At 64.5% G+C, this 12,372-nt stretch carries 17 protein-coding genes; 9 read left to right on the plus strand and 8 right to left on the minus strand.

What is annotated here, in order from left to right:
* Positions 1–87: 87 nt before the first annotated feature.
* The gene (locus tag IE101_RS11700; protein WP_189634016.1) at positions 88–435 is read left to right on the plus strand and encodes a hypothetical protein; all 348 of its coding nucleotides are present in this window, start codon (positions 88–90) and stop codon (positions 433–435) included.
* A 42-nt stretch (positions 436–477) separates the two neighbouring features.
* On the opposite strand, the gene IE101_RS11705 is transcribed toward IE101_RS11700, so the two are convergent.
* Positions 478–1,662, minus strand: a complete 1,185-nt coding sequence (locus tag IE101_RS11705) for a MalY/PatB family protein (RefSeq protein ID WP_189634017.1) — start codon at positions 1,660–1,662, stop codon at positions 478–480.
* A gap of 275 nt (positions 1,663–1,937) precedes the next feature.
* Between IE101_RS11705 and def (IE101_RS11710) the strand changes: the two genes are divergently transcribed.
* From def (IE101_RS11710) to IE101_RS11730, 5 genes are read left to right on the plus strand one after another with little or no spacing between them, the layout of a single operon-like run.
* Positions 1,938–2,456, plus strand: coding sequence for a peptide deformylase (gene def / locus IE101_RS11710; protein ID WP_189634018.1), 519 nt, complete (start codon positions 1,938–1,940; stop codon positions 2,454–2,456).
* Entirely contained in the window at positions 2,457–2,951 is a 495-nt protein-coding gene (gene def, locus IE101_RS11715) for a peptide deformylase (protein WP_189634019.1), read from the plus strand.
* On the plus strand, positions 2,948–3,451 hold the full coding sequence (gene def, locus IE101_RS11720; protein ID WP_189634020.1) for a peptide deformylase: 504 nt from the start codon (positions 2,948–2,950) through the stop codon (positions 3,449–3,451). The genes def (IE101_RS11715) and def (IE101_RS11720) overlap by 4 nt, the downstream gene beginning before the upstream one ends.
* Positions 3,448–4,344 (plus strand): methionyl-tRNA formyltransferase, encoded by an 897-nt coding sequence (fmt, locus tag IE101_RS11725; RefSeq protein WP_189634021.1) that lies wholly within the window; start codon positions 3,448–3,450, stop codon positions 4,342–4,344. The genes def (IE101_RS11720) and fmt overlap by 4 nt, the downstream gene beginning before the upstream one ends.
* Before the next feature lie 59 nt (positions 4,345–4,403).
* Complete coding sequence (locus IE101_RS11730) at positions 4,404–4,640, plus strand: GlsB/YeaQ/YmgE family stress response membrane protein (protein WP_189634022.1); 237 nt, start codon at positions 4,404–4,406, stop codon at positions 4,638–4,640.
* On the opposite strand, the gene IE101_RS11735 is transcribed toward IE101_RS11730, so the two are convergent.
* The 7 genes from IE101_RS11735 to IE101_RS11765 all read right to left on the minus strand — a co-directional run bounded on the left by IE101_RS11735 (position 4,627) and on the right by IE101_RS11765 (position 9,053).
* Positions 4,627–5,154, minus strand: a complete 528-nt coding sequence (locus tag IE101_RS11735) for a TetR/AcrR family transcriptional regulator (RefSeq protein ID WP_189634023.1) — start codon at positions 5,152–5,154, stop codon at positions 4,627–4,629. The two genes, IE101_RS11730 and IE101_RS11735, sit on opposite strands and share 14 nt — an antisense overlap.
* 51 nt (positions 5,155–5,205) lie before the next feature.
* Positions 5,206–5,826 (minus strand): trimeric intracellular cation channel family protein, encoded by a 621-nt coding sequence (locus IE101_RS11740; RefSeq protein ID WP_189634024.1) that lies wholly within the window; start codon positions 5,824–5,826, stop codon positions 5,206–5,208.
* Positions 5,823–6,290, minus strand: a complete 468-nt coding sequence (gene rnhA, locus IE101_RS11745; protein WP_189634025.1) for a ribonuclease HI — start codon at positions 6,288–6,290, stop codon at positions 5,823–5,825. The genes IE101_RS11740 and rnhA overlap by 4 nt, the downstream gene beginning before the upstream one ends.
* Before the next feature lie 41 nt (positions 6,291–6,331).
* Positions 6,332–6,760 (minus strand): DUF3429 domain-containing protein, encoded by a 429-nt coding sequence (locus tag IE101_RS11750; protein ID WP_189634026.1) that lies wholly within the window; start codon positions 6,758–6,760, stop codon positions 6,332–6,334.
* A 184-nt stretch (positions 6,761–6,944) separates the two neighbouring features.
* Positions 6,945–7,898, minus strand: a complete 954-nt coding sequence (gene ispH / locus IE101_RS11755) for a 4-hydroxy-3-methylbut-2-enyl diphosphate reductase (protein ID WP_189634027.1) — start codon at positions 7,896–7,898, stop codon at positions 6,945–6,947.
* A 45-nt stretch (positions 7,899–7,943) separates the two neighbouring features.
* A complete protein-coding gene (locus tag IE101_RS11760; protein WP_189634028.1) occupies positions 7,944–8,381 on the minus strand; it encodes a YqaA family protein in 438 nt (145 codons plus the stop codon).
* Between the two features lie 96 nt (positions 8,382–8,477).
* Complete coding sequence (locus IE101_RS11765; protein ID WP_189634029.1) at positions 8,478–9,053, minus strand: LabA-like NYN domain-containing protein; 576 nt, start codon at positions 9,051–9,053, stop codon at positions 8,478–8,480.
* Positions 9,054–9,190: 137 nt separating this feature from the next.
* On the opposite strand from IE101_RS11765, the gene folK reads away from it, so the two are divergent.
* The 3 genes from folK (at position 9,191) to IE101_RS11780 (ending at position 12,372) form a co-directional block, all read left to right on the plus strand.
* Complete coding sequence (folK, locus tag IE101_RS11770; RefSeq protein ID WP_189634030.1) at positions 9,191–9,760, plus strand: 2-amino-4-hydroxy-6-hydroxymethyldihydropteridine diphosphokinase; 570 nt, start codon at positions 9,191–9,193, stop codon at positions 9,758–9,760.
* A 112-nt stretch (positions 9,761–9,872) separates the two neighbouring features.
* A complete protein-coding gene (gene rpoZ / locus IE101_RS11775; protein ID WP_189634031.1) occupies positions 9,873–10,232 on the plus strand; it encodes a DNA-directed RNA polymerase subunit omega in 360 nt (119 codons plus the stop codon).
* 22 nt (positions 10,233–10,254) lie between these two features.
* Positions 10,255–12,372, plus strand: a complete 2,118-nt coding sequence (locus IE101_RS11780; RefSeq protein WP_189634032.1) for a RelA/SpoT family protein — start codon at positions 10,255–10,257, stop codon at positions 12,370–12,372.

Here is a 12,372-nt window from a genome sequence, read left to right on the forward strand (position 1 = left end):
TTTGTCGCGCCGTAACTTGTCTTTTACCTGTGACGGTTAAGACTGGAGGCAGATGGGTCGTTGAGTCTTTGAGAGGGGGAGGTGACGATGCTGGAACATCTGCCGCAAGAGATTGTCGATGGCCTCTATCAGGCGCGCGAACGCAAGGCCCGTCGCAGCCGCCTGCGCGTTCAGCTGGGGGAGGCGGTCTTTCCCGTGCTGGGCCTGACCGAAACGACGCTGACACTCGATGCCGCGCGGACGCCGAAGCTCCGCGGGTTGGTCGATGTCTTTGATGGTGCGCGCCACATTCTGCAGGGGCTGATCGTTGCCACGCGCGTCGAAGCCGGGCAGTTGGTGTGCGAATTCAAACGCAGCACCCTGGTGCTGGATGCCGCACCGCTGGATTATGAACGCGATGAAAGCCGCCCGGTCGGCTATCTGCCCCGGAACTGAGACGGAAAGGGTGGCCCCGCCGATCGCGGGGCCGGGCCTTGATTATTGCAGATCAGCAAAAGCTGCCTGAAGCCGCGCCACGGCCTCGGCCACTTGCGCGCGGGGGGCTGCAAGGTTGAAGCGCAGATAGGTTTCACCCCCCAGTCCGAAGGTCGCGCCATGATTGGCCGCGATCCGCGCGCCCTTCTGCACCCGGTCGATGAACTCGGCCGGGGACATGCCCGTGCCGCTGAAATCGACCCAGGCCAGATAGGTGGCTTCAAGCGGCATGGACCGCAGCCCCGGAATGGCGTTGACGCCTTCGTCAAACAGGCGGCGGTTTTCATCCAGATAGGTCATCAGCGCATCGACCCAGGCCGCGCCTTCAGGGCTATAGGCGGCGGTCGCCATGAACAGGCCGAAGGAATTGGCCGAAATCCCCAGCGCATTCATCCGCGCCGCAAACTTCGCCCGCAGATCAGGGTTCAGCACGATCACATTGCCGGAATGCGACCCGGCGATGTTGAAGGTCTTGGTTGTCGCCGTCATCATCACCAGACGGTCCACCACCTGCGGCGCCGCCAGCGGCATGACGGTGTGCTTCTGGCCCGGATAGATCAGATCATGGTGAATTTCATCCGACACGAGGATGAGGTCATGCCGGATGCAGAAATCCGCCACGGCCTGCAATTCCTCAACCGTCCAGACCCGCCCGCCGGGATTGTGCGGCGAACAGAGGATCAGCATCCGCGTCTGCGGCGTGACCTGCGCGTCCCAGTCACGTGTGTCAAAGCTGTAGCGGCCCTCGGTCAGCGTCAGCGGGCATTCGGTGACTGTGCGGCCTGCCGCGCGGATCACGCGGGCGAAGGCGTGATAGACCGGCGTCATCAGCATCACGGCATCGCCCGGCGCGGTATAGGCGTCGACACACAGCGCCGTGCCGTTCACTAGGCCATGGGTGGTGAAGATCGCCTCGGCGGGGACATCCCAGCCATGGCGGGCCTGCATCCACCAGCGGATTGCGGTCAGATAGTCGCGTTCATCCCCGAAGTAACCATAGACGCCATGGCGGGCCATGCCTTCGACTGCGGCCTGCACGCAATGCGGGGGGCGGAACTCCATATCCGCGACCCACATGGCGATACCATCCTGTGCCGGCACGCCGTAGAACTGTTCCATCATGTCCCATTTGACGGAATGGGTGCCGTGGCGTTTGATGACTTCGTCGAAATTCGGGGCGGTGGTCATGGGGGTTCCTTCTGTTCCGGCCAAGCGTAACGTGCCGCGGCGCAGGATCAAGCGTGCTGGCGCAGGATGAGGGTTCGGGGGCGGAATGTCGATCCGAGACTGAAAATCGGATGAACGGGTGCGAAAAGCTGTGACATATGGGGAGGATTTCTCAAATTCACCCGATGCAGCGTGAAATGATACCGTTCGCATACCTGCCGCTACGCAACGGTTGCGACATTCTCCTCCCGCGCCTTGGCATTGCGTGGACGGGGCCGAGGGCGTAAACCGAAATCATGAAACGCCCGATCCTGATCCATCCCGATCCGCGTCTGAAAAAGATGTGCGATCCTGTCACCGAATTCTCGCCCGAGCTTGCGAGCCTCGCCGAGGATATGCTGGAAACCATGTATGACGCGCCGGGCATCGGTCTGGCCGCGCCGCAGATCGGCGTGACGAAGCGCATCATCGTCATGGATTGCGCCAAGTCGCCCGAAGAGGCGCAGCCGATGGTGCTGATCAACCCGCTGATCGTCTGGTCGTCCGAAGACCTGTCGAGCTATGAGGAAGGCTGCCTCTCGATCCCCGACCAGTTCGCCGAGGTCGAGCGTCCGGCCATGGTGCGGGTGCGCTGGCAGGATCTGACCGGGGCCGAACAGGAACAGCAGTTCGACGGCATCTGGGCCACCTGTGTCCAGCACGAAATCGACCATCTGAACGGCAAGCTCTTCATTGATTTTCTGGGCCCGCTGAAGCGGCAGATGATCACGCGCAAGATGGAAAAGCTGAAGCGCGAACGCGCGCGGCAGGGCTGAATGGCGGTCTTGCCGATCCTGCGCTGGCCGGATGCCCGGCTCGCGCAGCGTTGCGCCGAGGTGGAGGCGGTGACGCCGGCCCTGCGCAATCTGGTGCGCGACATGTTCGAGACGATGTATGACGCCCCCGGCCGCGGGCTTGCCGCGCCGCAGGTTGGGGTGTTGCAGCGCATGTTCGTGATGGATGAAACCTGGAAGGACGGGCGCCCCGATCCGCGGGTGTTCATCAACCCCGATATCCTCTGGATGTCGGACGACCGGGCCGAGGGTGAAGAGGGCTGCCTGTCGCTGCCGGGCCTTTCGTTGCGCGTGTCGCGCGCGCGGGAGATCCGTCTGCGCTGGACCGATCTGGATGGCACCCGGCAGGAAGCCCTGCTATCGGGCTTTGCCGCGATCTGCGCCCAGCATGAGTTCGATCATCTTGACGGGGTCGTCACCCTTCATCGCCTGGCGCCTGCCGTCCGGGCCAAAGCCGAGGCCGAGTATCTGTCGTGACCATCCGCCGTTGCATCCCCTGGCCCGACAAGCGCCTGCAAACCCCCGCCGCCCCTGTCGAGGCGATCACCGACGAGATCCGCGCCATCTGGCAGGACATGGTCGATACGATGGAGGCGATGCCCGGCTATGGCCTTGGCGCGCCACAGATCGGGGTGATGCAACGCCTTGCCGTGGTCGATTGCTCCGAAGAACGCGGCAAGGCCGTGCTGATGGCCAATCCCGAAATCCTGCATGCGAGCGTTCAGTTCCGCGAGCATGAGGAGGCAAGCCCCAACCTGCCCGGTGTTTCGGCCGTGATCAGCCGTCCGCGCGCGGTGACGGTGCGCTTTCTGAATGCCAAAGGCGAGGTCGAGGAGCGGGATTTCGTTCACCTCTGGGCCACCAGCGTGCAACACCAGATCGACCACCTGAATGGTCGGATGTTCTTTGACCATCTGAAGCCGCTGAAGCGCAAGATGCTGATCCAGAAGGCCGAAAAAATGCGGGGCCGCAAATGAAGATCGTCTTCATGGGCACGCCGGAGTTTTCGGTTCCGGTGCTTGAGGCCTTGGCCCGCGCGCATGAGGTGGTTTGTGTCTATTCTCAGCCGCCGCGTCCTGCAGGCCGCGGCAAGAAGGATCGCCCTTCACCCGTGCAGGCCCGCGCCGAAGACTTGGGCCTGCCGGTCCGCCACCCTGTCAGCCTGCGGACGCCCGAGGCGCAGGCGGAATTTGCGGCCCTTGGTGCCGATGTGGCGGTGGTCGTGGCCTATGGGCTGATCCTGCCGCAGGTGGTGTTGGATGCGCCGCGTCTGGGGTGTCTGAACATCCATGCCTCGCTCTTGCCGCGCTGGCGCGGGGCAGCGCCGATCCATCGCGCGATCATGGCGGGCGATGCCGAAACCGGTGTCTGCATCATGCAGATGGAGGCTGGGCTGGATACCGGCCCGGTGCTGATGCGCGAGGCAACGGCGATTGGCGCCACCGAAACCACCGGGCAGCTGCATGACCGCCTGTCCGAGATGGGCGCGCGGCTGATCGGGCAGGCGCTGGCGGCCCTGCCGGGCCTTACGCCCGTGCCGCAACCGGCCGAGGGCGTGACCTATGCCCAGAAGATCGACAAGGCCGAAGCGCGGATCGACTGGACCCGACCTGCGGTCGAGGTGGATCGACAGATCCGTGGCCTGTCGCCCTTTCCGGGCGCCTGGTGCGAGATTGCGGGCGAGCGGGTCAAGCTGCTGCAATCGGAACTGGCCACCGGGCAGGGTGCGCCGGGGCAGGTCCTGTCGGGCCTGACGATCGCCTGCGGCACCGGGGCGGTGGCCATCACCCTCGCCCAGCGGGAAGGCAAGCGCGCCATGGCACCGGATGATTTTCTGCGCGGCTTTGCCCTGCCGGATCGGCTGACCTGATTCGGTGGACAGGCCCGCGCCCCTGCGCCAGACTGGCGCCAGTGGAGCGGAGGGGGTGAATGACGTTTCTGGTGCTTCTGATCATCGGCACGGCGGCAGGGTTTCTGGCCACGCGCCTGATGCGGCTTGAGGTTGATGTCATCACGACCATCGCGCTGGGGGTGGGCGGGGCGTGGTTGTCCTGGATGGTGCTGCGCTTTGTCATGCGACTGGCGGGGTCGGTCACGCTCTTCATCGGTGCGGTGCTGGGGGCGATGGCGCTGATCTGGCTGTGGGGGTGGTTCAAGCGTCGGTGACGCGCTTGACCAACTCCTTGAGACGAAAGCCTTTTCCCCCCATCGGCATCCACATGATCTGCCCCTGCCAGGCGGCAAAGAGCAGCGCTGCCCCTTCGCGCCCGCGCGGGCCACCGCCAAGCCGCAGCGCAAGCGCCTGTTCGATACGCACGCGCCAGCCTTCGGCCTGGGCGCGCAGGGCGCTGTCGCGGGCATCGGCGGTCATCTGGGGCAGGCTGGCCAGCAGCGGCGCCTCGGATGTCAGGGTCTTGAGCATCACCTGCGCCCCCTTGGCGGTCAGCGGTGCCGCAGCCTCGGCCTGCGCGGTCTGATCCTCAAGCTCGGCCCAGCCCGCCATGAGCGCGGTATGCACCATCCCCTCGCGGCTGCCGAAGCGTTGCACCAGTGTCGGCCCGGCCAACCCGGTGGCCTGCGCGACGGTGGCGAAACTGACGGCGCGATCCCCACCCTGTGCCAGAAGGCGCAGGATTTCGGCATGAACCTTGGCGTCAGGAATGATCTTCTTTCGGGCCATGCGGGTATGGTAGCCAAACCGCCGGGCAGCGAAAGCCCGAAAATGCCGCACCTATCGGTTGCGCGGCGGGCGTGAGCGGTAAACCGGCAGGCGCCAGCCAAAGGCGATCGATCCGGCCCGCAGGACCAGCGTCACCAGCCCGCAGGCCAGCAGCGCGCCGTCCAACCCCGCGGCGGCCAGACCCACCGCCGCCAGCGACCCGGCGAAAGCAGCGGTCACGTAAATCTCGCCCTGTTTCAGGACAAGCGGCACCTCATTGCACACGACATCGCGCGCAAGGCCACCCAGACAGCCCGTGGCCATGCCCATCACGACCACCACGGGCCAGTCCAGCCCGGCCCGCATCGCAACCCCCACCCCTGCAGGCACGGCCACCGCCAGCGCGCAGGCATCCAGCCACAGCAAGACGCGGTAGCGGCTTTCCAGCCGGGGTGCGGCGACAAAGACCAGCACGGCCGCGGCCGAGGCCACGGCCAGCACCCAAGGGTCCGCAATCCAGAAGACCGAGGCGCGGTTGATCAGCACATCGCGCACCGTGCCGCCGCCCACCGCCGTCAGGCAGGCCACGAAGATGAAGCCCACGATATCCAGCTGCGCCCGGCTTGCCACGAGCGCGCCCGTCAGCGCAAAGACCGCCACCGAGGCGTAATCAAGCGCGACCAGCGGTGTCATGCGGCCGTTCCCTTTTTCTTGAAGGGGGCCATGCCTTCGCGCGCTAGGGCATCGGCGCGTTCGTTTTCCTCATGCCCCGCGTGGCCCTTGATCCATTGCCAGGTCACGTCATGGCGGCTTTGCGCCTCATCCAGCCTTTGCCAGAGATCGACATTCTTCACCGGCTTGCGGTCGGCGGTTTTCCAGCCGTTGCGCTTCCAGCCGAAGATCCAGCCGGTGACGCCGTTTTTCACATAGGCGCTGTCAGTCACGATGGTGATCTTGGAGGCGCGGCTGAGCGTTTCCAAAGCCGAGATTGCGGCCAGAAGCTCCATCCGGTTGTTGGTGGTGTCCGCCTCACCCCCGCAGAGGGTGCGTTCCTTGACGACCGCGCCGCCTTCGCGTGCCAGCAGCAGAACCCCCCAGCCGCCGGGGCCGGGGTTTCCCGAACAGGCACCATCGGTATAGGCGAACAGATCGGGCATGCGCGTGTCGTCCAGTCTTCAAGGGGGTGGTTGCGTCCCCCTTACAGCGCCATCGCCAGAGAGGCCAGCACCACGACGCTGAGCATGATGCGGAAGCGCAGCCACCAGCGCGGGGCCAGCCCTTCGTTCCAGAACCAGAAATCCAGCAGCAGCAGCGACGCAAACCCGGCCATCATCACCGGCAATTGCCAGTCATGCACCGGGGCCAGTGCAAAGGCGGCAAAACCCGCAGGCAGCACCGACAGCGTATAGGCCCGTGTCGCCTCGGACCCTTCGGCCCGGGTGGCAAAGCCCCAGAGGACGCCTGCCATGAAGCAGAAGATCACCATGCCGTAATGCAGAAGTAGCCGATTGTCGGCGGCCAGCCATTGCAGCAGGCTGTTTTCCAGCGGCCAGTTCGCAAGCGAAGCCCCGGCCAGAAACGGCACAAGGCCAAGAATACCCCAGAGGGCCGCGCCGCGCGGGATCATCCCCGGCGCGCGCCCTTGCGCCCGGCCTGTGCGGCGCGCACCGGAACGGGTTGGCGGTTGGACCAGATCAGCAGGCCGAGGCTGGTCAGGATCGAAGCAAACAAAAGGGTCATGGCATCTCCTCGTCTTGAAGAGAGCCTAGGTCCTTTGGCGGCACTGGCAAGCCCCAAACCGGCGATTGTTGTCATTCCGCATGGCGCAGGATGCGTGGCACCTTGAATTCCACGTTTTCCTGTGCGGTTTCGACAAGTTCCACCGTGGTGTCGAACCGGGCGCGAAAGGCGTCAATCACCTCGTTCACCAGCACTTCGGGGGCGCTGGCCCCGGCGGTGATGCCCACGGCGCGGATGCCTTCCAGCGCGCGCCAGTCGATATCCGTCGCGCGTTGCACCAGTTGCGAATAGGCGCAGCCATTGGCGCTGCCCACCTCGACCAGACGGCGCGAGTTCGAGGAGTTCGGCGCCCCGATCACCAAGAGCGCGTCGATCTGCCCGGCAATCGCCTTGACGGCCGCCTGCCGGTTGGTGGTGGCATAGCAGATGTCTTCCTTGTGCGGACCGATGATCGCGGGAAAGCGCGCGCGCAGGGCGGCGACGATTTCGACCGTGTCATCCACCGACAGGGTGGTCTGGGTGATGAAGGCGAGCTTTTCGGGGTCACGCGGTTCGACCCGCGCTACATCGGCCACGGTTTCCACCAGCAGCACCTCACCCGCCGGAAGCTGGCCCATGGTGCCGATGGTTTCGGGGTGGCCCGCATGGCCGATCATGATCATCTGCAGGCCGTTTTCGTGGTGCCGTTCAGCCTCGATATGCACCTTCGACACCAGCGGGCAGGTGGCATCGACCCAGATCATGTTGCGCGCCTGCGCGGCGGCAGGCACCGATTTCGGCACGCCATGGGCCGAAAAGATCACCGGGCGGTCATCGGGGACATCGTCCAGCTCTTCGACAAAGACGGCCCCCAGCGCCTTCAGGCTGTCCACGACAAATTTGTTATGCACGATCTCGTGCCGGACATAGACGGGGGCGCCCCATTTCTGCAGCGCCATCTCGACGATCTTGATGGCCCGGTCCACGCCCGCGCAAAAGCCCCGCGGGGCGGCCAGGTAAAGGGTCAGTGCGGGTTTCTGGGACATCGGGGGCCTCATTCGCTGTGCGTTTCAGGTAGGCGCTTCGCGGCCTCAGGTCCAGCCCCAAGCGATCACGCCCGCGGTGGCGGCGGCCAGCACGGCATAGCGCGCGGTCTTGGCAAAGCCCACGATCAGCACAAAGCGCCAGAGCGGCACCCGCAGCGCGCCGGCGACAAAGCAGATCACATCACCCAGCGGCGCCCATGAGAGCAAGAGCGTCCAGGACCCCCAGCGCGCATAGATCGCCTCGGCCCGTGCGAGCTGTTTTTCAGTCGTGCGAAAGCGGCCTTCCAGCGCGCGGGCGCCACGCCCCATGCCCCAGGTCAGCACCGATCCGGCGGTATTGGCGATGCCTGCCGCCACGATCATCAGCCAGATCGGCACCGCCCCGCCCAGCTGCACGGCGGCAAAGACCGCTTCGGATTGAATGGGGATCGGGGTGGCCGCCAGAAAGGCGGCAACGATCAATCCGGTCAGCGCGGCAAGCATGGATCAGGGTCCCCGATACAGGAACAGGCGCCGTGATGGCGCCTGTTTCATAGGTCATGCCGCAGAACTGGGGGCAGGGCCGCGCCAGTTCAAGGCTTATTTCACCGGGGCGGCTGTCAGGTCTTCACGCTCCACGCGGGGCTCACGTGGGGGGCGGCCGATGACTTCGCGCAGTTCGTCCAGCTCGATGAAGTTGTCGGCCTGGCGGCGCAGTTCGTCAGCGATCATCGGAGGCTGGCTGCGGATGGTCGAGACGACCGACACGCGCACGCCCTGACGCTGCAGGCTTTCCACCAGCGGGCGGAAGTCGCCATCGCCCGAAAACAGCACGATATGATCGACGCGCGGCGCAAGCTCCATGGCATTGACGGTCAGTTCAATGTCCATATTGCCCTTCACCTTCCGGCGACCCTGGCTGTCGGTGTATTCCTTGGCCGGTTTGGTGACCATGGTGAAGCCGTTGTAGTGCAGCCAATCCACCAGCGGGCGGATCGGCGAGTAATCGTCGTTTTCCAGCAGGGCGGTGTAATAGAATGCGCGCAGCAACTTGCCCCGGCGCATGAACTCTTGACGCAGCAACTTGTAGTCGATGTCGAACCCCAGGGCCTTTGCTGCGGCATAGAGGTTCGAGCCGTCTATGAAGAGCGCAAGGCGTTCGTCTTTGTAAAACATATCATTTCCCCTTAAAAATCGCCCCGGGGGCACATCGGAAACCAGTGGTGGATGCTTTCCGAAACCGTTACGGAACGAAGATCGATACCAACCGGCGCGCAAAAGCCGCAACCTATACTTTGGAGAAGGGCCCCCGGATGACCTTGGCGAACCAAGCCCTTGTCGCCTTTGGCGCGAACCTGCCCTTCGAAGGGATGGCTCCGCTGCAGACGGTTCGTGTCGCCTTGGGGGCCCTTGCCGATGAAGGGCTTGAGCCGCTCTCTGTGAGCCCAATATATGCCACGCCCTGCTTTCCGGCAGGGGCTGGTCCCGATTATGTGAACGGCGCGGCGCTGTTGGCGGTGGGGAACCTGACCCCGGCCGAAGTGCTGGCCGCCCTGCACCGGATCGAGGCGCGTTTTGGGCGCGAACGCGTGCAACGCTGGGCGGGGCGGACGCTGGATCTTGATCTCCTGGCGATGGGGGATTTGGTGCTGCCCGATGCCGAAGGGCAGGCCGCCTGGCGCAGCCTTCCCCCGGAAGAGCAGGCCCGCCTTGCACCCGACCAGCTGATCCTGCCCCATCCGCGCCTTCAGGACCGCGCCTTTGTTCTGGTGCCGCTGGCCGAAGTGGCGGCCGACTGGCGCCATCCGCTGCTGGGGAAAACCGTGGCCGAGATGCGCGATGCCCTGCCCGAAGCCGACCGCGCAGGTGTCACGCCCCTGTGATCTGCGGTGCTTCGCGCAAGGCTTTGTCCGATGCGCCGGATTCCGCTCTTGTCAAGGGGCTTCCTTGGCCGTAAAGAGGCCGTTCCATGCCCCATCCGCAACGGAGTGTCCAATGGCCCGCGTGACGGTCGAAGATTGCGTTGACAAGGTCCCCAACCGGTTCGAACTGGTGATGTTGGCCGCGCACCGCGCCCGCGAGATCGCTGCCGGTTCGCCGCTGACGGTTGAGCGTGATAACGACAAGAACCCGGTCGTCGCCCTGCGCGAGATCGCCGATGAAACCCAATCGGCCGATCTGCTGCGCGAGCGCATGATCGAAAGCCACCAGACCCAGATCGAGGTGGACGAACCCGAGGAAGACCAGATGGCGCTTCTCATGGGGAATGGCGATGCTGTCGATCGCCCGGCCTCGGACGACATGTCCGAAGAAAAACTGCTGCGCGCGCTGATGGAAGCGCAAGGCGACCGCTGAGGCGGATGGAAGGCGGACAGGGATGATCGACGTTGAAGACCTCGTCGCCCTTGTCCGCAATTACAACCCGCGGACCAATGCCGACCTGATCCGCCGGGCCTATGCCTATGGCAAGCTGATGCATGAAGGGCAGTTCCGTAAATCGGGCGAGCCCTATTTCACGCATCCCGTGGCGGTCGCCGCGATTCTGACCGAACAGCGCCTTGATGATGCGACCTTGGTCACCGCGCTGCTGCATGACACCATCGAAGATACCAAATCGACCTTTGCCGATGTGGCGCGCGAATTCGGCGAAGAGATTGCCGAAATGGTCGATGGTGTGACCAAGCTGACCAATATCCAGCTGACGTCGACGGAATCCAAACAGGCCGAAAACTTCCGCAAGCTGTTCGTCGCCATGTCGCGCGACCTGCGGGTCATTCTGGTGAAGCTGGCCGACCGTCTGCACAATATGCGGACGATCAAGTCGATGAAGCCCGAAAAGCAGGCACAGAAGGCCCGCGAGACGATGGAAATCTACGCCCCCCTAGCCGGTCGCATGGGGATGCAGTGGATGCGCGAAGAGCTGGAGGATCTGGCCTTCCGCGTGCTGAACCCCGAGGCGCGCAATTCCATCATCCGCCGCTTCATCACGCTGCAGCGCGAAGCGGGCGATGTGGTCCACAAGATCACCGCCGACATTCGGCACGAACTGGAAAAGGCCCAGATTGAGGCCGATGTCTATGGTCGCGCCAAGAAGCCCTACAGCGTCTGGCGCAAGATGCAGGAGAAGGACATTCCCTTCTCGCGTCTGTCTGACATCTACGGGTTCCGCGTGATCACCCAGACCGAGGCCGACTGCTACCGCGTGCTGGGGGTGATCCATCAACGCTGGCGCGCGGTGCCGGGGCGGTTCAAGGATTACATCAGCCAGCCGAAATCGAACGGCTACCGGTCGATCCATACCACGGTGTCAGGGCGTGACGGCAAGCGGGTCGAGGTGCAGGTCCGCACCCGCCAGATGCATGAGGTCAACGAATCGGGGGTGGCGGCGCATTGGTCCTACCGTGAAGGCGTGCGCGTCCAGAACCCCTTTGCCGTCGATCCGGCGAAATGGGTGGCCAGCCTGACCGAACGTCTGGGCGAGGAAGATCACGACGACTTCATGGAGAACGTGAAGCTGGAGATGTACACCGATCAGGTGTTTTGCTTCACCCCCAAGGGCGACGTGATCCAGCTGCCGCGCGGGGCCACGCCGCTGGATTTCGCCTATGCGATCCATACCCGGATCGGCAACTCGACCGTCTCGGCCAAGGTCGACGGGATTCGCGTGCCGCTCTGGACGCGACTCAAGAACGGGCAATCGGTCGAGATCATCACCGCCGAGGGCCAGCGCCCGCAGCTGAGCTGGATTGACGTGGTTGTGACCGGCCGCGCCAAAGCGGCAATCCGTCGCAGCCTGCGCGAGGAAGACCGCGGCCGCTTCATCAAGCTGGGGCAGGAACTGGTCCGCGCGGCCTTTGACCATGCCGGGAAAAAGGCCACCGACAAGGCGTTGCGGACCGCGGCGCGGATGCTGGGTCTGCCCGATGAGCTGGAGCTTCTGGCGCAGCTTGGCTCGGCCGAGCTGACGGCGCGCAAGGTGCTGGAGACGCTTTACCCGGAACTTGAAATTGTCGTGCCGGAACAAGTGGATTCGCAGCGCCCCCTGCTGGGTCTGGCTGCCGATCAAAGCTTCAACCGCGCGCCCTGCTGCCAGCCCATCCCGGGTGAGCGGATCGTCGGGATCACCTTCCGCGGACATGGCGTCGTGGTCCACGCGATCGATTGCCCGGCGCTCGCGGAATACGAGGAACAGCCCGAACGTTGGGTCGATCTGCGCTGGCAGACCGGGCGCCATGCGGCGGTCAATACCGTCAGCCTTGAGCTGACCATCGCCAATGACGCGGGCGTGCTGGGGCGCATCTGCACCTTGATCGGAGAGCAGAAGGCCAATATCTCGGACCTGCACTTCGTGGACCGTAAACCAGACTTTTACAAACTGGTGATCGACGTTGATCTGCGGGACCTGGAGCATCTTCACATGCTGATGACCGCTCTGGAGGCCGAAACCGATGTTGCGCAGATCGCACGGCACCGCGACCTGAGCAGGAAACCCTGA

It is taken from the genome of Gemmobacter lanyuensis, from assembly GCF_014652355.1.
Taxonomy (GTDB): domain Bacteria; phylum Pseudomonadota; class Alphaproteobacteria; order Rhodobacterales; family Rhodobacteraceae; genus Gemmobacter; species Gemmobacter lanyuensis.